The sequence below is a fragment of the Mesorhizobium sp. M0437 genome, assembly GCF_040321335.1.
Lineage (GTDB): Bacteria > Pseudomonadota > Alphaproteobacteria > Rhizobiales > Rhizobiaceae > Mesorhizobium.
Genome location: NZ_JAMYRK010000012.1, coordinates 36,967 through 56,952, shown reverse-complemented (window position 1 = coordinate 56,952; position 19,986 = coordinate 36,967). Strand labels below are relative to the sequence as shown.

Annotated in this window: 21 protein-coding genes; 15 read left to right on the top strand and 6 right to left on the bottom strand. The window is 63.2% G+C overall.

Going from position 1 to position 19,986, the window contains the following annotated elements:
- The 6 genes from NKI72_RS10375 to rarD all read left to right on the top strand — a co-directional run bounded on the left by NKI72_RS10375 (position 1) and on the right by rarD (position 5,163).
- A complete protein-coding gene (locus tag NKI72_RS10375; protein ID WP_352471066.1) occupies positions 1-492 on the top strand; it encodes a GFA family protein in 492 nt (163 codons plus the stop codon).
- On the top strand, positions 489-965 hold the full coding sequence (locus NKI72_RS10370) for a GFA family protein (protein WP_352835472.1): 477 nt from the start codon (positions 489-491) through the stop codon (positions 963-965). Before NKI72_RS10375 ends, NKI72_RS10370 begins: the two co-directional genes overlap by 4 nt.
- The gene (pip, locus tag NKI72_RS10365) at positions 962-1,918 is read left to right on the top strand and encodes a prolyl aminopeptidase (protein ID WP_352540787.1); all 957 of its coding nucleotides are present in this window, start codon (positions 962-964) and stop codon (positions 1,916-1,918) included. Before NKI72_RS10370 ends, pip begins: the two co-directional genes overlap by 4 nt.
- Positions 1,915-3,537: a citramalate synthase gene (gene cimA / locus NKI72_RS10360; RefSeq protein WP_352471068.1), complete on the top strand. Its 1,623-nt coding sequence runs from the start codon at positions 1,915-1,917 to the stop codon at positions 3,535-3,537. The genes pip and cimA overlap by 4 nt, the downstream gene beginning before the upstream one ends.
- Positions 3,538-3,540: 3 nt before the next feature.
- Positions 3,541-4,080 (top strand): hypothetical protein, encoded by a 540-nt coding sequence (locus NKI72_RS10355; protein WP_352501831.1) that lies wholly within the window; start codon positions 3,541-3,543, stop codon positions 4,078-4,080.
- 150 nt (positions 4,081-4,230) lie between these two features.
- The gene (rarD, locus tag NKI72_RS10350; RefSeq protein ID WP_352850109.1) at positions 4,231-5,163 is read left to right on the top strand and encodes an EamA family transporter RarD; all 933 of its coding nucleotides are present in this window, start codon (positions 4,231-4,233) and stop codon (positions 5,161-5,163) included.
- 56 nt (positions 5,164-5,219) lie between these two features.
- Here the strand turns inward: rarD and NKI72_RS10345 are convergent, their stop codons facing one another.
- Positions 5,220-5,510 (bottom strand): muconolactone Delta-isomerase family protein, encoded by a 291-nt coding sequence (locus NKI72_RS10345; RefSeq protein ID WP_352448978.1) that lies wholly within the window; start codon positions 5,508-5,510, stop codon positions 5,220-5,222.
- Between the two features lie 100 nt (positions 5,511-5,610).
- On the opposite strand from NKI72_RS10345, the gene NKI72_RS10340 reads away from it, so the two are divergent.
- A complete protein-coding gene (locus NKI72_RS10340) occupies positions 5,611-6,516 on the top strand; it encodes a LysR substrate-binding domain-containing protein (protein ID WP_352743309.1) in 906 nt (301 codons plus the stop codon).
- A gap of 73 nt (positions 6,517-6,589) precedes the next feature.
- Here the strand turns inward: NKI72_RS10340 and NKI72_RS10335 are convergent, their stop codons facing one another.
- The gene (locus NKI72_RS10335) at positions 6,590-7,201 is read right to left on the bottom strand and encodes an LOG family protein (RefSeq protein ID WP_352501912.1); all 612 of its coding nucleotides are present in this window, start codon (positions 7,199-7,201) and stop codon (positions 6,590-6,592) included.
- A 114-nt stretch (positions 7,202-7,315) separates the two neighbouring features.
- Between NKI72_RS10335 and NKI72_RS10330 the strand changes: the two genes are divergently transcribed.
- From NKI72_RS10330 to NKI72_RS10315, 4 genes are all read left to right on the top strand, one after another.
- Entirely contained in the window at positions 7,316-8,821 is a 1,506-nt protein-coding gene (locus NKI72_RS10330; RefSeq protein ID WP_352835463.1) for a LysM peptidoglycan-binding domain-containing protein, read from the top strand.
- Between the two features lie 59 nt (positions 8,822-8,880).
- Positions 8,881-9,255 (top strand): ArsR/SmtB family transcription factor, encoded by a 375-nt coding sequence (locus NKI72_RS10325; RefSeq protein ID WP_352471075.1) that lies wholly within the window; start codon positions 8,881-8,883, stop codon positions 9,253-9,255.
- Between the two features lie 19 nt (positions 9,256-9,274).
- Positions 9,275-11,161: an ABCB family ABC transporter ATP-binding protein/permease gene (locus NKI72_RS10320; protein ID WP_352501837.1), complete on the top strand. Its 1,887-nt coding sequence runs from the start codon at positions 9,275-9,277 to the stop codon at positions 11,159-11,161.
- Between the two features lie 89 nt (positions 11,162-11,250).
- The gene (locus NKI72_RS10315) at positions 11,251-11,598 is read left to right on the top strand and encodes an antibiotic biosynthesis monooxygenase (protein WP_352850108.1); all 348 of its coding nucleotides are present in this window, start codon (positions 11,251-11,253) and stop codon (positions 11,596-11,598) included.
- A 5-nt stretch (positions 11,599-11,603) separates the two neighbouring features.
- On the opposite strand, the gene NKI72_RS10310 is transcribed toward NKI72_RS10315, so the two are convergent.
- The gene (locus tag NKI72_RS10310; RefSeq protein ID WP_502908942.1) at positions 11,604-12,434 is read right to left on the bottom strand and encodes an SMP-30/gluconolactonase/LRE family protein; all 831 of its coding nucleotides are present in this window, start codon (positions 12,432-12,434) and stop codon (positions 11,604-11,606) included.
- Between the two features lie 301 nt (positions 12,435-12,735).
- Here NKI72_RS10310 and NKI72_RS10305 point away from each other — a divergent pair, with 301 nt between their 5' ends.
- The 3 genes from NKI72_RS10305 (at position 12,736) to NKI72_RS10295 (ending at position 14,741) form a co-directional block, all read left to right on the top strand.
- A complete protein-coding gene (locus tag NKI72_RS10305; protein WP_023677729.1) occupies positions 12,736-13,434 on the top strand; it encodes a phosphatidylserine decarboxylase in 699 nt (232 codons plus the stop codon).
- Positions 13,435-13,437: 3 nt separating this feature from the next.
- A complete protein-coding gene (locus NKI72_RS10300) occupies positions 13,438-14,253 on the top strand; it encodes a CDP-alcohol phosphatidyltransferase family protein (protein ID WP_023677728.1) in 816 nt (271 codons plus the stop codon).
- 224 nt (positions 14,254-14,477) lie between these two features.
- Positions 14,478-14,741, top strand: a complete 264-nt coding sequence (locus tag NKI72_RS10295) for a hypothetical protein (RefSeq protein WP_352471079.1) — start codon at positions 14,478-14,480, stop codon at positions 14,739-14,741.
- Between the two features lie 121 nt (positions 14,742-14,862).
- Here the strand turns inward: NKI72_RS10295 and NKI72_RS10290 are convergent, their stop codons facing one another.
- Positions 14,863-17,085, bottom strand: coding sequence for an AMP-binding protein (locus NKI72_RS10290; protein WP_352835452.1), 2,223 nt, complete (start codon positions 17,083-17,085; stop codon positions 14,863-14,865).
- A gap of 157 nt (positions 17,086-17,242) precedes the next feature.
- Entirely contained in the window at positions 17,243-17,650 is a 408-nt protein-coding gene (locus NKI72_RS10285; protein WP_023677725.1) for a tautomerase family protein, read from the bottom strand.
- A 112-nt stretch (positions 17,651-17,762) separates the two neighbouring features.
- Here NKI72_RS10285 and NKI72_RS10280 point away from each other — a divergent pair, with 112 nt between their 5' ends.
- Positions 17,763-18,617 (top strand): LysR substrate-binding domain-containing protein, encoded by an 855-nt coding sequence (locus NKI72_RS10280; protein WP_352835450.1) that lies wholly within the window; start codon positions 17,763-17,765, stop codon positions 18,615-18,617.
- 196 nt (positions 18,618-18,813) lie between these two features.
- Here the strand turns inward: NKI72_RS10280 and NKI72_RS10275 are convergent, their stop codons facing one another.
- Entirely contained in the window at positions 18,814-19,722 is a 909-nt protein-coding gene (locus NKI72_RS10275; RefSeq protein ID WP_502898612.1) for a DMT family transporter, read from the bottom strand.
- Positions 19,723-19,986: the final 264 nt, after the last annotated feature.

Sequence of the window (19,986 nt, the reverse complement as noted above, 5' to 3'; positions counted from 1 at the left end):
ATGAGCCTCGACAACAGACCAGTCTATACAGGCGGCTGCCAGTGCGGCGCGGTGCGCTTCCGCGTCGAAGGAGCTCTCGGCGATGCTTCCGTATGCCATTGCCGCATGTGCCAGAAGGCGAGCGGCAATTTCTACCTGCCGCTGGTCTCGGTGCGCGGCGCAAGGCTGGACTGGACGCGCGGTGAGCCCAAACGCTTCCGCTCGTCCAACGCGGCTTTGCGCGGTTTCTGTGCCGAATGCGGCACGCCGCTGACCTTCGAAGCGCCCGACGGGGTGGCCCTCGCCATCGCCACATTCGACCACCCCGAGGAGATTGCGCCGACCATCCAATGGGGTGTCGAAGCCAAGCTCCCGTACGTGGATCACGTCCACGAATTGCCAGGTGAGGAAACGATGGCCGACGTCTCGCCGGCCTCCTATCTCGCCGATCTCGTCTCCTACCAACATCCCGACCACGACACCGAACAATGGCCGCCGGAGGAAAAATCATGACCGAAACCGTTCGTACCGGCGGCTGCCAGTGCGGCGCCGTGCGCTTCCGCATCCACGGCGCGCTCGGCCGCCCGTCCATTTGTCATTGCCGCATGTGCCAGAAACAGTTCGGGTCGTTTTTCGGCGCGCTGGTGACAGTGCCGAGCGACGGCGTCGAATGGGTGCGCGAGGAGCCGAGTTACTTTCAGTCGTCGGTCAACATCGATCGCGGCTTCTGCACCCGCTGCGGCACACCGCTGACCTACCGCCAGCCCGGCGCGCTGGAGATCGCCATCGGCGCCTTCGACGACCGTTCCGATCTGGCGCCGCAGATCCAGGTTAACTACGCCGCCAGGCTGCCTTGGGTCGAGACGATCTTCGACGCGCCGATCCATGACGACCCGGATTTCTACGCGCGACAGGAATCCATCATCTCCTTCCAGCATCCCGATCACGAGACGGCCAACTGGCCGCAGCAGGGCCTGAAATTATGAGCAGCGAATTCCGTACCCTCTATCCCGAGATCGAGGCTTTCGAGTCCGGCATGCTCGACGTTGGCGATGGCCATCAGGTCTATTGGGAGCGCTCCGGCACCAGAGGGGCCAAGCCGGCTGTCTTCCTGCATGGCGGGCCGGGCGGCACCATTTCGCCAAAGCACCGGCGGCTGTTCGATCCGAAGCTGTACGATGTCATCCTGTTCGACCAGCGCGGCTGCGGAAAATCGACGCCTAATGCCTCGCTTGAAGCCAACACCACCTGGCACCTGGTCGCCGACATCGAGCGCCTGCGAAAAATGTGCGGCTTCGACAAATGGCTGGTGTTCGGCGGTTCGTGGGGTTCGACGCTGGCGCTGGCCTATGCCGAGACCCACCCCGAGCGGGTCAGCGAACTGGTCGTGCGCGGCATCTACACGCTGACCCGCGCCGAACTCGAATGGTACTACCAGTTCGGCGTGTCGGAGATGTTCCCCGACAAGTGGGAGCGGTTTCTGGCGCCGATCCCGGAGGCCGAGCGCGGCGACATGATGGCCGCCTACCGCAAACGGCTGGTCGGCAGCGATCCTGTGGCGCAGGTCGAGGCAGCCCGCGCCTGGAGCCTGTGGGAGGGCGAGACGATCACGCTGCTGCCGGAACCGGAAACCAGCGGTCCCTTCGGCCAGGATGATTATGCCCTGGCTTTCGCCCGCATCGAGAACCACTATTTCGTCCATGCCGGCTGGCTGGAAGAGGGACAGCTGCTGCGCGATGCATGGAAGCTTAAGGATATCCCGGGTACCATCGTTCACGGCCGCTACGACATGCCGTGCCCGGCGCGCTACGCCTGGGCGCTGCACAAGGCGTGGCCGAAAGCGGATTTCCATCTGATCGAAGGCGCCGGCCACGCTTATTCGGAGCCGGGTATCCTCGACAGGCTGATCCGCGCAACGGACATGTTTGCCGGGAAATGACCATGGCTCGCGAGCGCCTTTATCTGTTCGACACCACGCTGCGCGATGGCCAGCAGACGCCGGGTATCGACTTCTCCGTCGAGGACAAGATCGCCATCGCCAAGCTGCTCGACGAGTTCGGCATCGACTACGTCGAGGGTGGCTACCCCGGCGCCAATCCAACCGACACCGCCTTCTTTGCCGAGCGTCGCACGGCCGATGCCAAGTTCGTTGCCTTTGGCATGACCAAACGGGCAGGAGTGTCGATCTCGAACGATCCTGGGCTTGCCGCGCTGGTCCAGTCGAAGTCGGACGCCATCTGCTTCGTCGCCAAGAGTTGGGACTACCATGTCCGCGTCGCGCTCGGCTGCACCAATGAGGAGAACCTCGAGGCGATCAAGGCCTCGGTCGAGGCGGCGCTCACTGCTGGCAAGGAGGCGATGGTCGACTGCGAGCATTTCTTCGACGGCTTCAAGGCCAACCCCGATTATGCGCTGGCCTGCGCCAGGACGGCCTACGATGCCGGCGCGCGCTGGGTGGTGCTGTGCGACACCAATGGCGGCACGCAGCCCTCCGAGGTGCGCGCCATCGTCGAAAAGGTGATCGCCGCTGGCATACCGGGCGACCATCTCGGCATCCACGCCCATGATGACACCGGCCAGGCGGTGGCGAATTCGCTTGCCGCCGTGGATGCCGGCGTCCGCCAGATCCAGGGCACGCTGAATGGCATCGGCGAGCGCTGCGGCAACGCCAACCTGATCTCGATCGTGCCGACATTGGCGTTAAAGCCGGCCTTTTCGGGCCGCTTTGCTACAGGCATTTCGGCAGAGGCGTTGACCGGTATATCGCGCCTGTCCCGCGCCTTCGACGAGTTGCTGAACCGTGCGCCCGAAGCGCAGGCGCCCTATGTCGGCGCCTCCGCTTTTGCTACCAAGGCCGGCATCCATGCCTCGGCGCTGGCAAAGGAGCCGGCGACCTACGAGCATGTGCCGCCAGAGACCGTCGGCAACCGCCGCCGCGTCATGGTTTCGGACCAGGGCGGCAAGGCCAATTTCCTGGCTGAGCTGAAACGGCGTGGCATCGACATGCCCCGGGACGACCATCGCCTCGACGCGCTGATCGCCGTGGTCAAGGAGCGCGAGGCCGAGGGCTATGCCTACGAAGGTGCCGACGCCAGCTTTGAGCTTTTGGCGCGCAAGATGCTGCACGGCCTGCCGGAATTCTTCCGCGTCACTTCGTTCCGCTGCATGGTCGAGCGCCGCTTCGACGCCAACGGCCAGCTGAAGACGGTCTCGGAGGCGATCGTGAAAGTGCTGGTCGAGGGCGAGGAGAAGATGTCGGTGGCCGAAGGCCACGGCCCGGTCAACGCGCTCGACATTGCGCTGCGCAAGGATCTCGGCAAATTCCAGAGCGAGATCGCCGATCTCGAACTGGCCGACTTCAAGGTGCGTATCCTCAACGGCGGCACCGAGGCGATCACCCGCGTGCTGATTGAATCGCATGACGGCACCGGTGCGCGCTGGTGGACGGTCGGCGTCTCCGAAAACATCATCGATGCTTCCTTCCAGGCGCTGATGGATTCGATCGTCTATAAGCTGATGAAGAACCGCGACATGGCGGGCTTGGCGGCGGCGGAGTAAGAAATGGGCTTTTCGATAAGCTGGCTGGGCTTTCGCGGTTACGGGATAAAGGAAGCTGCGGCGTTGTTCGGGCGCGAGATTGGCGATCCATCGGAGATTTTCGAAGCGCCTGTGAACGCCTATGCCAGCGAAAAGAACTGGGCGATCATCATCCTCGATCCCTGCAGCTTTCCGAACCCGCCTCAGCAATATCTGGCCGCGATTTCGCAAGAGCGGGAAATCGTGATCGCGCACATAGAAGAGCATGTAATGTTCGCGCGCGCCGAGCTCTGGCGCGACGGAAGGAACATCTGGAAAGTCTGGCACAGCGGCGACAAGACCGTGCGGGACTTGCATGTCACGGGTGATCTCCCCGCGTCTTTCGAAGCGCTGAAGCAACAGTGTTTTTCAAAGCAGGATGAAGAAGATAGCAAAGGTACAGAGGTCGATCTTGTTTTTGACCTTCCCCTCGATCTTGCGGCGGAACTGACGGGCTTTAGGCACGATGAAGGTTCGCCCGACAACGTCTTTTTCGAACTCAAGGAGAAGCCTGCTCCGCCTTGAGACCGTGTCGTGCCGGGCCTGCAATCACTCTCGCAGACAGCGGCAATTGTTCGACGTTTAGCGGTCGTGTTGAACCATCAGCAAGACTCCATTGATCCATCAGCAATTTGCGATGGTTTTGGGCAAGCCGCTGGCGCATAGCCTTGGGCCATGGCTACCCAAGCACTTCAAATCGATGCCGATACCAAAGCTCGTCGCGGCTTCCTGCTGGCGCTCGGCGCCTACCTGCTTTGGGGGCTGCTGCCCTTCTACATGAAGGCTGTCGCGCATCTGCCGCTGGCCGAAGTTATCGCCCACCGCATCGTCTGGTCGGTGCCGATCGCGGCCGCTGTCCTGGTCTGGGCCCGTCGCACTGCCGATTTCAAAGCGGCAGTTCGTTCGCCGCGCATCATTTCGATGGCGGTGCTGACGGCGGCGCTGATCTCGGTCAACTGGGGCATCTATGTCTGGGCGATCGCGGTCGACCGCACCATCGAGACCGCGCTCGGCTACTACATCAACCCGCTGGTCAGCGTCGTTGTCGGCGCGCTGCTCCTCGGCGAGCGGCTCGACCGCCTGCAGATCGCGGCGGTGGTGCTGGCGGCAATCGCGGTCGCGGTGCTGACCATCGACGCCGGCAAACTGCCCTGGGTGTCGCTGGTGCTAGCCTTTTCCTTTGCCGCCTATGGCTTCTTCCGCAAGACGCTGCCAATCGGCCCGAGCCAGGGCTTCCTGCTTGAAGTGCTGCTGCTGTCGGTGCCGGCACTCGGCTACATCATCTTCCTGATCGCCACAGGACAGGATCATTTCGTCTCGAGCTCGCTGAACGACACCGCCTTGCTGATCGGCTGCGGTCCGGTCACCGCCGTGCCGCTGCTGTTGTTTGCGTTCGGCGCCAGGCTGCTGCGCCTCTCCACCATCGGCATCATGCAATATATCGCGCCGACGATCGTCTTTTTGATCGCGGTGCTGATTTTCGGCGAACCTTTCGGCAGTGTTCAGGGCATAGCCTTCGGGCTGATCTGGGCGGCACTGGCGATGTACTCCTGGTCGATGTTTTCTTCGGCGCGCAAGACCGTTTCCGCATCAGTTCGAGCCGCGTAACGAAGAAAGGCGGCTGGCCCGGTCTTAATGCCGGCAGCCGCGTCTTTCACGAGCGCTCAGCGCTTCGGCCCGAAGCCGGGATATGGCTGCAGCGGCACGACGGCGGCAATATCCATCATGCCGGCCTTGACCAGCGGCAAAGTTGCAAGATGGTGGCGCACGTCGGCATCGCTGCCGGCTTCGAACATCATGCCGCTGCCGGGTATGTCGCCCCGATTCCACACCTGACGCACGGCGCCTTCGGCATAGAGCGTGCGGCGCTGCTCGGCCTCGCCAGGCAGCAGCGGCGCGAAATCGGCGTCGGTGAACTTTTCGGTGTTGCGTGCAAGAAGGGCAAAGAACTGCATCGGAATCTCCTGATGTTGGCGGTTGGAATGGCGGAAATATTCGCTTCTGCTGGCCAGACAGTCCAAGACTGATTAGGCTAAATTTGAGACCTCACGGGACTTGAGCATCGAAGCAACAATGTTCGACCTGCGCCAGCTTCGCTATTTCATCACGGTGGCCGAAACCGGCAACGTCGGGCGTGCCGCCGAATTGCTGCACATCTCGCAGTCGCCGCTCAGCCGTCAGATCATTCAGCTGGAGGAGCAGCTGGGCGTCGCACTGTTCGAGAGGGCGAGGCAGCGTGTTCATCTCAATGCCGAGGGCCGCGCTTTTCTTGCCGAGGCGCGTGCGTTGCTGGCCCATGCAAGACGGCTGGAGGAGCTCGGCCGCAATCTCGCCAGCGGTACGGTCGGCCGTCTCGCCATCGGTTATGTGGAAGGTGCGGTCCATGCCGGGCTTGTCGCTCGGATGCTGCGCCAGTTTCGCCGCGACCGGCCCGAATTTCATCTTCAACTGAAGGGTCAGCGTTCCGCCGCCCAGATCGAAGCGCTGCGCGAACGATCGCTCGATCTGGGCCTCGTCTACACGCCTCCTCCTGCCGACGATCCCGACATCGCCGCCATGCTCATTATGCGCGAGCCGCTGGTTCTGGCGATGCCGGAAGGCGATCCATTGGCAGAAATCGCGGAGATACTGCCGCAGCAACTGGACGGACGCACCTGGATCACGGTGGTGCGCCAGCCTGACGACACCAACCGCAGCCAATTTCTCGCCGCCTGCGCGAAGGCGGGCTTCCTGCCCGACATTGCCTATGAGACGACCGATCCGTTGACATCGTTGGGCCTGGTCAGCGCCGGGCTTGGGCTGGCGACGGTGCAGGCCAGCCTGCGGAGTGCCGCGCCGCCTCAGACCGTGTTTCGCGATCTGCCGTGGTTTGAACGCACCGTCTCGATCCATCTCGCCTGGCGGCGTCAGGACAAGCGTGCGGTCATCGGAGACTTGAGGAAGGCAGTAGGCAAGGAGTGAATAGTGAATAGTGAATGGACAGGCGCCGGTTTGGAAAGTCTTCTACTTCACCATTCACCATTCACCATTCACTCTACATCTTATCAATCACCGACTGCACACCCTCCGTCGGTGCATCGACGGAGGATCCCGCCACCATGATAGCGGCGACGATTGCTTCCGGATCCTCGACCACCAGCGGCTTGACCCGTTGCGCCGTGTGGATGAAGCCCTCCGTTGCCATGTGGTCGAGCAACGCCAGCATCGGATCCCAGAACCCTCCGACGTTGCCGAAGACGATCGGCTTGCGGTGATGGCCGAGCTGCGCCCAAGTCATGATCTCGACGATCTCCTCGACCGTGCCGATGCCGCCGGGCAACGCCACAAAGGCGTCGGATTTCTCAAACATCCTGTGCTTGCGCTCGTGCATGTTGTCGGTGATGACGAGCTCGTCGAGCCGGTTAAGCGCGGTTTCGGTCGCCTCCCGGTTGATCAGAAAGCGTGGAATTATGCCGGTTACCTTGCCACCGGCCTTCAATGCCCCTTCAGCGACGGCACCCATGATCCCTTTAGTGCCGCCGCCATAAATCAGACGCAGGCCGGACTTGGCGATCGAGCGGCCAAGCAGGTGTCCGGCCTTGATATAGGTCTCATCTCGGCCCGAGGACGAGCCGCAATAGACGCAGACAGATCGAATCGTGTTCATGTTATGATTGGTGATAGGGACTATAGGCATGGTCAAGCCCCGGGGCGGGCTTTTTCTTGTCGGCTTTGGCAAAACAGGCTAGACCGAAATTAGGTGGCTAAGGGGCAGGGAAACATGGCAATTAATCCATTGAAGGCGTTTTTGTTCGCGGCTGGCGGCTCTGTCGCAGCGGCGGGAACCGCCTATGTATCGGGCGCACTCGACCCGTATCTCAATTCTACCCGGCCTGCGGAGGTCGCGGCGCTGACGCCGCGGGCTTCTAAACCGGCCGCTCCGGCGACCGAAGACCGGCTGCCGCCTGCGTCTGCCGCGTCCACCGATGCGGCAGCGCCCGCCACGCCGGCCACAGCAGGTGCAATCGTGCCGACCTTCGACATCGTGCGCGTCGAAAGCAACGGCTCGATCGTCGTCGCCGGCAATGCGGCGCCCAACGCCAAGGTCGAGATTCTCAACGGTTCGGCTGTGCTCGGCTCGACGGTCGCCGGTCCCGACGGCGCCTTTGCCATTATTCTCGACGATCCGCTGAAGCCCGGCGACTACACGATCACACTGCGCTCGACGGCTGGCAATGTCGTGACCGCCTCGGCGCAGACCGCCGTCGTTTCGATCCCCCAGAATTCCACCGGCCAGGTGCTGGCAATGGTCGAGGAGCCGGGCAAGCCGTCCGAACTGCTCACTGTTCCGGCCCCTCAGGCGAAATCTGACGCCTCGCCGCCTGTCGGCGAACAGGCGGCCGTTCAGCCACCCGCCACGGGCACCGAATTGCCGGCTGCCGCAGCGCCGGCGCCAGCCGCCCCGGCGGCTGACGTTCCAGCAGCGTCTGCTCCTGCCGCGCCGGCCGCTGTTGAAGCCGCGCCGGCTCCGGCAGCGCCCGCCACACCGGCAGCGCCCGCTACTTCCGCGGCGGAGCGGAAGATCGTCGTCGAAGCTGTCGAAATCGACGGCAACAAGATTTTCGTTGCCGGCGTCGCCGATCCCGGCCGCAAGGTGCGTGCGTATGCCAACGATATCCTGCTCGGTGACGCGAAGACCTCGCCCGACCGCCACTTCCTGGTCGAAGCGACACGCGACATCCCGGTCGGCACCTACACCATCCACGTCGATGCGCTCGATGCCGACGGCGTGACGGTGGTTGCCCGTGCGGCTGTGCCGTTCGAGCGCGAGCCTGGTGAGGCGGTTGCGGCCGTGGCGCCGGCCGAGCAGAAGCCTGCCGGGATAAAACCAGCCGAGCCGAATGCTCCGGCGACCGAAGGCGCACCGGCAACGGCCGCCGAAACGCCCGCAACTGCCCCCGCTCCTACAACCGAGGCCCCGGCCGAAATGGCTGTCGCAACGCCTCCGGGCGAAACGCCCGAGACCGTGGCGCCAAAGCTCGAACATGCCGATGGTGCAGTCATCATCCGCCGCCATGACACGCTGTGGCGGATTTCGCGGCGGGTCTATGGCCAGGGCATGCGCTACTCGACCATCTATCTCGCCAACCAGGACCAGATCAGCAATCCGAACCGCATCTGGCCGGGGCAGGTGTTCAAGGTGCCGGAGAAATCGAAGGAAGGCGAGCCCGCCGATCTCAAGGCAATGGGCGACCAGATGACGACGGCGCCAGTCAAGGCCGAATAGCCTTCTGCCCATCAGGATAGCTTGCGGCAGGGCCAGTCATCGTTTATCGCCGATGGACGATGACCGAATCCCCCCTCGTAACGGACCGAAGCCGCGCGGCAGATGAACGCCCGCCGGCCAACTGCACGCCGGCCAACTGCATGCCGGATAGCCGCGCTGTCGCTGTCCGGCTCGCGGCCCTTTCGCATCCAGCGCGGATCGAAATTCTCAAACACCTTTCCGCAAGCCGTTCCTGCTGCTGTCGCGAGGTCGTCGAGCATCTCGACCTGGCGCAGTCCACCGTTTCCCAGCATTTGAAGATCCTGGTCGAGGCCGGGCTGATCCGCTTCGAGCCTGACCGCCAGCGCTCCCGCTATGAGCTCGACCGCGCCGCGCTCGCCGATGTTTCGGCATCGCTGGCCGCGCTGGTCGATTCCTGCTGCTCCGGCCGCTAAAATCATAAGGTAAACAAGAATGGCCGAGAAAACCGTTTCCGCAGATTCCGGCTCGACCTTCAGAACGTTGCGCAATCTCTGGCCCTATATGTGGCCGGCCGACCGCGCCGACCTGAGGGCCCGAGTGGTATGGGCCACCGTACTGCTGGTGGTCGCCAAGCTGACCCTGGTGGCCGGACCCTATTTCTTCAAATGGGCGACCGACGCACTGGCCGGCGATAGCAAATCGCCGCCGCCGCTGCCGGCCCTGCTGCTGGCGCCGGTCATGCTGGTCGTCGCCTACAATGCGGTGCGGCTGGTGCAGCTCGGCTTCAACCAGTTACGCGATGCCCTGTTTGCACGGGTCGGCCAGCATGCGGTCCGCCGGCTCGCCTTCCGCACCTTCGTGCACATGCACGAACTGTCGCTGCGCTTCCACCTCGAACGGCGCACCGGCGGACTGTCGCGCGTCATTGAGCGCGGCACCAAGGGCATCGAGACGATAGTCCGCTTCACCATGCTGGCGACGGCGCCGACAATCGTCGAATTCGCGCTCACCGCCGGCATCTTCGCCGTCACCTATGGCTGGCTATACGTCTTGGTGATCGCGGTCACGGTGTGGCTCTATGTCTGGTTCACCGTCAGGGCGAGCGATTGGCGTATTTCGATCCGCCGTGAGATGAACGAAAGCGACAATGAAGCCAGCACGAAGGCGATCGACTCGCTGCTCAACTACGAAACAGTCAAATATTTCAATAACGAAACCATGGAGGCCGAGCGGTTCGACCGGTCCACGGCGCGCTACGAGTTGGCGGCGACCAGGACCTGGACCTCGCTTGGCTGGCTGAACTTCGGCCAAGGTGTGATCTTCGGTATCGGCATGACCGTCGTCATGGTGATGTCGGCGCTCGAGGTGAAGGCGGGCACACAGAGCGTCGGCGATTTCGTCTTCGTCAACGCCATGCTCATGCAGCTTTCGGTGCCGCTGAATTTCATCGGCATGATCTACCGCGAAATTCGCCAGGGCCTGACCGACATCGAAAACATGTTCGATCTGCTCGACGTCAAGCGTGAGATCGTCGATCGGCCGGGCGCCAAGCCGCTGGTCGTCGATGCCGGCAGGGTCGAGTTCCGCGACGTACATTTTTCCTACGACCCCAACCGCAAGATCCTGAAGGGCATCAGCTTCGAGGTGCCAGCCGGCAAGACGGTGGCCATCGTCGGACCCTCCGGAGCCGGCAAGTCGACCATTTCGCGGCTTTTGTTTCGCTTCTACGACATCCAGCGCGGCAAGATTCTGATCGACGGCCAGGACATTCGCGACGTGACGCAGGAGAGCTTGCGCGCTGCCATCGGCATGGTGCCGCAGGACACGGTGCTGTTTAACGACACCATCGCCTACAACATCCGCTACGGCCGCGTCGGCGCCAGCGAGGAGGATGTGCGCAAGGCGGCAGAACTGGCCCAGATCGGACCGTTCATCGAGCGGCTGCCCGACGGCTATCGCTCAATGGTCGGCGAGCGCGGATTAAAACTGTCCGGCGGCGAGAAGCAGCGGGTGGCGATTGCCCGCACCATTTTGAAGGCGCCGCCGATCCTGATGCTCGACGAGGCGACCTCGGCGCTGGACAGCCACACCGAGCAGGAGATCCAGGCGGCACTCGACCTAGTCAGCCAGGGCCGCACCACCCTCGTCATCGCCCATCGGCTGTCCACAGTGATTTCGGCCGACGAGATCATCGTCCTGCAGGATGGCCAGATCGCCGAGCGCGGCACCCATGTCGCCTTGATAGCCAAGCGCGGCCTTTATGCATCGATGTGGGACCGCCAGCGCGAGGCAAGCGAGGCCGAGGAGCGGCTGCGTATCGCCCGCGAAAGCGACGAGTTCGGCGTCGTCGTCCGCCGCCGCACCTCGGAGGTGAGCTGAAAATTCGTGCTTGACCTCAACTTAAGTTGAGATCGTAGGCCGTTTTGGATCGCAGCAAAATGCGTCGTTCAAAAACGGAGACAATCGATATGAATGGGATAAATCAGGCAGGTACTGGCGGCAGCGTATTCCGGGTGGACAAGTTTGTCGTTCCGGCCAACGCCCGCGAGGAGATTCTTGCCAAGGTCCGGATGACGCATGAATTGCTGCGCCAGCAGCAAGGGTTCGTCCAGGATTTCCTGCTCGAGCAATTCTCGGGGCCGGGCGAGTTCAACCTCGTGACCATTGTCGAATGGGAAGGGCAGGCCGCCGTCGACGAGGTCGTGCCGATCATCAAGGCCGCGCATGAGCGCAGCGGCTTCAAGCCTCAGGAGACCATCGCGCGACTTGGCGTCAAGGCCGATATTGCCAACTATCAGCGGATTCCCGGGATGTAAGCTCTCTACGGCCAGCCGGCGCCCGGCGCAGTAGCGTCGACGCTGAGCACTTGGCCGGTACGGGCATCGCTGATCATATGTTCGAAGCCGCGCCATTCGGCGGCGACGATGAACAGCTTTTTTCCCTCGCTGCCGCCGAGCATGCAGGCAAAGCAGCCGCGGTCGACATCGACACTTTCGAGCATCGCGCCGCCCTCGCGCACCCGCACGCAATGCCGGTTCGGAACGTCGGCATACCAGGCCGCACCTTCGGCATCGAGGCAGATGCCGTCGGGAAAACCGTTGCCGAGATTGGCCCAGATCCTGCGGTTGGAAAGGCCACCATCGGCAGCGATGTCGAAGGCGGTCAGCCGGTTGGCGTGGGACTCGGCAACGATAAGCGTCTTGTTGTCAGGCGTCACCGCCATGCCATTGGCGAAGGCGAGGTTCTCAGCCACCTGCTGAACCGAGCCGTCAGGCGCGACCAGCACGATGGCGCCGGGGCCGAAATGCTGGCCGGGACCCGGAGCGGGCCCACCACCATTGAAATAGATGTTGCCGCGTCCATCGACGACGATCTCGTTCCACGGGCTCTTTGATAGTTGTCTCAGATCGGCATGGGTGACCAATGTCCCGTCTGCCTCCTGCCTGAGGATCAGCCCTTCGCGGCCGGACACGACAAGCAGGCGCCCGTCCGGCAGCCAGTCAATGGAATAGGGCAGGGTGGCCGGCACGGTGAGCGCGATCTCGCTGTTGCCTAGGGCGTCAACGGCGATGATCTGGCCTGTGCCCCAGTTGCAGAACCACAGCCGGCCGTCGTGCCAGCGCGGTGACTCGCCGAAGGCCAAGCCGTTCATCACCACTTGCACTTGCCTAGCTGCTGATCTTTGCATGGGCCGAGAACCTCCGGGTTTGCGCAAATCGTCATGGCCGAAAGGCCGATGAGAGGCGCTGTCTTGCCAAGGACGGGCGAGAGTGCTGCGTTCCGACAATCGCAATGAACATTTCCGGTTGATCACTTCGGCAGTCCGGATGCTGCTAACGGCATCCTGAAAACGGCGGCGACCGCCACCCCCCGAGCGCTCTCATTGTCGCGTTGCGACCGCGGGGTGTTTCCGCTATTGAGGCCGGACTTGGAACCAAGGTTGCCCTCATCCCATGAGCCTCGTTGACACGATCAAGAATGCGTTCGTTCCGATCCATCGCGAGGGTTATCCCTTTATCGCTGCGTTCGGCGCGGCGACGCTCTTTCTTGGCTACTTCTCCTCGACCCTGTTCTGGATCGGTCTCATCCTGACGGCCTGGTGCGCCTATTTCTTCCGCGATCCCGAGCGTGTCACGCCGATCGATGACCGGCTGGTTGTCAGCCCGGCCGACGGCATCGTCTCGGCGGTTGGCCCGGCCGTGCCGCCGCGCGAGCTTGGCCTCGGCGGCGGCGAAATGACCCGCATCTCGGTATTCATGAACGTCTTTTCCTGCCACGTTAACCGCTCGCCGGTGCGTGGCCGCATTTCCAGGATCGAGCATCGGCCAGGAAAATTCCTCAACGCCGAACTCGACAAGGCAAGCACCGAGAACGAGCGCAACGGGCTGGTCATCGAAAGCCCCAATGGAACGGTCGCCGCGGTACAGATTGCCGGCCTGGTGGCGCGGCGCATCGTCTGCTGGGCCGAGCCCGGCGGCGCCATCGGCACCGGCGAGCGCTTCGGGCTGATCCGCTTTGGCTCGCGCGTCGATGTATTCCTGCCCTCGACCGCGACGCCGCGTGTCGCCGTCGGCCAGACCGCGGTTGGCGGTGAGACGGTGCTGGCGGAATTCGGCGGCGTTGCCGCAACGCCGCTCGTGCGGATCTCCTGACCGGTGGCCCCGCCGTTCAAGAAATTCGAGGCGCATGGCGGCGGTGGCCCGCGCATTCGCGAAATCCCGATGCGCATGGTGCTGCCCAATCTGGTCACGGTGCTCGCCATCTGCGCCGGCCTGTCCGGTATTCGCTTCGGCTTCGAGGGCCGCTTCGAGCCAGCGGTGGTGATGGTGCTGCTCGCGGCCTTCCTCGACGGTATCGACGGCCGTCTGGCGCGAATGCTGAAGGCGACTTCCAAATTCGGCGCCCAGATGGATTCGCTGGCCGATATCGTCAATTTCGGCGTGGCACCGGCGCTGGTGCTCTATGCCTTTCTGCTCGACAGGGCAGGTTCGCCGGGCTGGATCGCCGCGCTGCTGTTCACAATCGCCTGTGGGATGAGGCTTGCCCGTTTCAACGTGCTCGACGAAGAGCTCGACCGTCCGCAGTGGCAGACCGAATATTTCGTCGGCGTGCCGGCGCCGGCGGGTGCGGTGCTGGTGATGCTGCCGCTCTATCTGTTCTTCCTAAGGCTTGGGCTTGAACCCAGCCGCCTGGCAGCCTTCATTGCCACCGGCTTTACAATATTGGTGGCGTTCCTGCTGGTCAGCAGACTGCCCGTCTATTCCGGCAAGAGCGTCAGGATACCGGGCGACAGGGTGCTGCCGATCATCCTCGCAGTCGTCCTCTACGTCCTGCTTTTGATGACCTATCCCTGGTATACGCTGACGGCCTCGGTTGCCGGCTATCTGGTCTTCTTGCCGTTCAGCGTGCGGGCCTATTCGAGACGCGCCAAGCGCGAAGGTGAGAAGGTGCCGTCCTCGGATATTGGCTGACGGATTTGGTGCCAGTTCGCGTTGCGCCTGGGAGTGCATGATTCCAAAAAGGCTCGCAGAGCACGCGGCGCTGTGGAACGCACCTCAAAAACCCCGTTTTCGGAACTTGCTGGGCGGCTAGACCGTTTGTGTTGGTAGGTCCGCCTGAGCGGCTGCTCGTGATACGTCGTCAACCTAGCGCAAGCTGCCGCATCGGGCGCAGAACCATCGGAAAACGAGGAGAAATGGCTGTCATCCTCATCGGCGCGTTACTGACTGTCGCCGGCCTCGTGTATATGGCGATTGCGGCCATCATGCGCGGGCGGCTTAGTGAGCCGGCCGCTGTCTCCACCGCGCCGGACAGTCCGACGCCCAATCTCGCAACACCAGGTCCGACTCTGGAGCCGCGACGACGCGGGCTCCGTTTTCTCGGCCTGTCGCAGAACTGGCCGGGCCTGCTGATGATGGCCGTCGGCGTCATTCTGCTGTTGTCGGTGGTAGTCCTGTAATGCATTCGCGCAAAAGTGTGCAGCGGTTTTGCGATAACGACATGCATAAAAACAAGAATCTAAAGCGCGTCGCACAAGGCCGGTCGAACGCGACGCGCTTTAGAGTTTTCGACAGCAAACCTCAGGCGGCTGCGCTCAGTCCCAGCCGCTCGAGCGCCAGCTTTCTAGTCGAGACATAGTCGGTCTTGCCGGAGCCCAGTACCGGGATCTCCTCGACCTTGACGATGTCGTTCGGCACCATCAGTTCGGCCGCCCCGGCTTTTTTGCCGAATTCCCGCAATTCGTCGGGATCGGCATTGTCGGCCGTGGTGACCAGAACGAGGCGCTCGCCGCGCCGCTTGTCCGGCACTGCCACCACGGCGTGATGCTCTTCCGGCCACAGCGACTGCACCAGCATCTCGACCGCGCCAAGCGATACCATCTCGCCGGCTATCTTGGCGAAGCGCTTGGCGCGGCCGCGAATGGTGATGAAGCCTTCGCGATCGACCGAAACGATATCGCCGGTGTCGTGCCAGCCTTCGAGCGGCTGCAACTCGCCCGGCCGGTCGCCGGTCATGTAGCCCATCATCAGGTTCGGCCCGTCGAGCCACAGCCGGCCGGCGTCGCTGATGCCTTCGACCGGTTCGAGTTTCATGCGCATGGCCGGCAGCAGCCGCCCGACCGTTCCGTCGCGGCCGTGGATGGCGGTGTTGACGGCAACCACTGGTGCGGCCTCGGTCAAGCCAAAACCTTCGATGATCTCGGCCTGGAAGCGCTCGCGGTAAACCCGGCGCGTCTCCGGCTTCACCGCCTCGGCACCGGCCACGACGAAGCGCAGGCTGGAAAAATCGCCGTCCTTGGCGGTGCGGGCATAGTTCGCGAGGAACGTGTCGGTGCCGAACATCACCGTCGGCCGGACCTTGCGCGCCACCTCCGGAATAAGTTTGTAGTGCAGCGGTGACGGGTAGAGGAACAGCTTTACTCCGGTGACCAGCGGCAGGATGGTGCCGCCGGTCAGCCCGAACGAGTGGAACACCGGCAGCACGTTGAGCAGGATATCGGCCGGCGAGATGGTGATGCGGGCTTCCGCCTGCATCGCATTGGCAAGAAGGTTCCGGTGCGACAGCACCACGGCCTTGGGCGTGCCTTCCGAGCCGGAGGTGAACAGGATCACCGCCGGCTTGGCCGCATCCTGGCGCTGCAACGGCCGGCGCCACAGCAAGCCGGCTGTGGCCTTGTCCAGCACGGTCACGCTTGCGCGGACATCCTCCAGCCACAGCAGTTTCGCCCCGCCCTTTTCCACCGCCTCGACGATGTCGGCGAGGTTGGCCTTTTCGACAAAGGCGCGTGAGGAGACCACGGTGCGGATCATTGCCGTGCGGACGGCGGCGGTGACGCTGGCCGGGCCGGCGGTATAGTTGATCATTGCTGCCACCCGCGCTGCCGACAGAAGTCCGACGAACGACAGCACGACGCCATTGGCGTTGGGGAGGAGCAGCCCAACCGCTTCGCCCGGCGCTGTTATTGCCTCGAACCGTCGGCCCAAAACCCTGGCGCCGATGAACACTTTCCGGTAGCTCAGGGCACCGCCGATGACGTCCTCGATTATTGGGTGCGAAGCGCCAACGCGGTCGGCCGCATCGCGCATGGCGAGGAACAGCCCTCGGTCGAGATCACTGCCGAAAAGCCTGGCCTCGGCGAAGCGATCAAACAGCGCATTGGTGTTGGAGGCCTGATCTGGGTTCCGCGCCACCAGCTCGGCGATGGTCATCGGCTCCAGCGCGCTGATCGACAGCTGCGGAAACCAATGGCGCGGCGCCTTGTCCGCCGGCGTCAGCGAGGCCGGCAGGCTGCGTGCGCCGGCAACGAAGATCGGCACGATACGGGCGTCGGCCTGCATGGCGATACGGGTGATGGCGCGAAACAACCGAAACGACTTGACGTCTGGCTCGACCGCATCCGGCAGGTAAACGGCGAGCCGGCCCTTGCCCTTCAGCACCCGCACCAATCTGCGGCTGACGAAGACATGCTCGGCGTTGAAGGCGATGGTGCGGCCGAGCTCGCGCCACGGCTCCAGCCACGGCGATCTGGCCGAAGCCTGGTCGAGGATGTGCAGCGTGTCTTCCGGCAGCAGCGACAGCATCAGCGCCGGCTCGATGCGTGACTGATGCCAGATGACATAGATGACCGGGGCCACCGACCTGCGCGCAATCTTGATGCGCTCGTCGCTGATCCGGTAGGCGAGCTTGAACGGCACGTAGAGCAGCGCCTGGCTCAAACGCAGGCCGAGGCGGAACTTCTCCACCACGCCGATCAGCAGCCAGGCCGCGACAAGACCCGCAAGCAGCGCCAGTGTCAGGATCATCGCCGCATCTCCCAACGATCTCACGTCGCGGCTCTTCACCGGCCGCTTCGGGTGAGAACCTAGCCGAAGTTGGATCAACGTCAATGCGGCTCCATTTTTCCTTCTCTCCTATGGTTTGATTCGCCTATGTTTGATTCGGCTCGGCTGCTTATCGCAGCTACGCCGCTTTCATCCTTCCGCTGATGAAGCGGAATTCCTGCGTCTTGCCGCCAAAGCCATAGGCGGCCGCAGGCACTTCATGCACGAGGGCGTAGCTTTCCTCATGCACCTTACCCAGCAGCCGGCCGAATGCCGCGAAAATTGCCTGTAGATACGCCTCCAGTTCGAGCTTGGTGTTGGTACCGTCGACAACCTTGATGTCGAGCCAGGCCGTGTTGGTGCCATGCTCGGCCAGCGACTTGCCGCCGGCGAACCAGTGCTCGGGGTCGTGATAGGAAATGGCAACAGCTGTGATCGTGGCGTCCTTGCGCAGATGCGTGGCCGTCAGTTCGGTCACTTCCTTGGCAATGGCGGCGGACAAAGCGGCATCGGGCTTGCCGGTAACGCTGACATTGATGATCGGCATGTTTCTTCTCCTCGGTTTCAAGCGGCCTCTTCGCCGTCGAGAAAATCATGCCATCGTCCTTTGATCAAAAAAATCGAATTGTTTTTGATAAACACTTTGATAATATCGAATTGTGCAGTTGTTCGATCCCGACCTCCTCAAGACTTTCCTCGCTTTCGTCGATGGCGGTTCCCTTGCGCGGGCCGCGTCGATCGTCGGTCGCTCGCCGTCCGCAGTGACCGCGCAGATGCAGCGGCTGGAGGATGTTGTCGGCGAACCGCTACTGGTGCCGCAGGGGCGAGGGCGCGGCCTGACGCCGACAGGCGAGGATCTGATCGTTCACGCGCGTCGCATCCTTGCCGCGCACCGCGAGGCGTGGCTGGCCCTCAAAGGCGCGCACGCCGACGGGCGCGTCGCCATCGGCACCACGCAGGATTTCGCCGACAGCGGCTTGCCGCAGCTTCTCAGGGCTTTTGCTGTCAGCCATCCGCGCGTCAGGATCGAACTGCGCGTCGGCCGTTCCGCCGAACTGGCGCAGGCTTTGCAGGCCGGCACCCTTGATCTGGCCATTGCCATGCGGCAGGTGCCGACACGGGACGAAGTCGGTGTGCTCAAGGAACCAATGATCTGGCTTTGCTCACAGAACGGGCTGGCCACCCGCCACGACGAACTGCCCCTGGCGCTGCTCGATCCCCATTGCGGGTTTCGCGAAGCGGCGACCAGTGCACTCGATGCGGCCGGCCGTCGCTACCGCATTGCTGCCGGCAGTGCCAGCCTTGCCGGCCTGCGTACGGCGGTGCACGCCGGCATCGCCTTGACGTTGAGGACGGCGCGCTTCGCTCATTCCGGCATCGTCGAGGCGCCGAGCGATCTTGATCTGCCGCCGGTGCCGGTCGCCGAATTCGCCGTCCGCTTGCGTGAGGATGCCGACCGGCCGGCGCAGGATCTGGCAGCGTTGTTCAGCGGCAACCTGGCCTTGGCCAATTGAGCCAGCAAAGAAAAAGCCGACCTTGCGGTCGGCTTCTGAGTAGGACGGGCCGAGGGGTTTGGGGGGACTTGGGGTGGCCCGTCGCAGCCATAATGCCTGAGCCCTATGATGGTTCCATGACTTTTCAAATTAATTTTCAGGACCGGATTTCTCGTGATCGGACCACCAACTCGCGCTCGGACGCGGCGAGGATTGGTCATGCATCCGCTGCGCGCTGCCTGGCCATCAGCCAGTCGCGGCCGGCGTGAGCGAACACCGCGCAAAGCACGATGGCGCCACCGACCATGCTGGCTGCCGGCGGGATCTCCGCCAGGAACAGGAAGGCAAACAGGATCGCGAATGGCACTTCAGCTGAACCCAGCAATCCGGACTCGGCCGCCGGAATAAGCCGGGTGCCCTCCGTCCACAGGATCGAAGCCAGCGCGAACGAGGCGCCGAAGGTGGCTAGAAGCACAGCGTCCCTGGCCGAGACAGCCAGCGGATCGGCGACGAACCAGCCGAGCGCGAACAAAAGGAATGCCGACACCGCACCCGCCCACACCACCGGCGTGTCGCGGAAGGCGCGCACCATGATCATGTAGAGCGCGCTGCCGATCGTCATCAGCAGCGCCAGCCCGTCGCCGAACAAATGGCCGGTGCCGAAGCCGGACCAGACCATGATTGCCACACCGCATAATGACACAGCGGCGGCGGCAAGCGTCTGCAGCCGGAACGGCTCGCGGACCAACAGGAGGGCCAGCAGCGCGGTGACGAAGGGGGCGGTGGCATAGATGATCGCGACATTGGCGACAAAGGTGAACTTGAACGCCGAGATGAAGGCGATGCTGGCGAGCGCGCCCTCGATCGCCAGCAGCCAGCCGCGCCAGCCGAGCCGCAGGCTGTCGCGACCGTCGGAGCGCTGGTGGCGCCATAGCACATAGAGGCTGATCAGGATCGAGCCGACGAAGCCGCGCCAGCAGGTAATGGTCAGCGGGTCGGCATGGATCGATTTGGTCAGCACGCCGGTGAGGCCGAAGACGGCCGCCGATGCCGAGACCAGGATGATGCCGAGGGTACGTTCGCGGGCGCTTTCCACTGTGCATGGCATGTCCAGCGATCCCGTCATCTCACCAGCCTACGCTGCCCCTTCCTGACACCATAGTGTCAGCTTGAGGCGTCCTGCATCGAAAACAGCAGGTAGGCAGCCCCGCTGAACAGGATTCCGGCAAGAACCCGTTCGCGGGTTTTCACGATGGCGATATCGGCCATATGTCCGGCGGCCTTACGAATGTGTTGCGAGAGACGGTGTGATGGCGTTGGATGCTCCCCGTATCGTCAGGCTATACCGGCGAAACCCTGCCAAGCGCTACGCCAGCGCGGACTTGCGTTT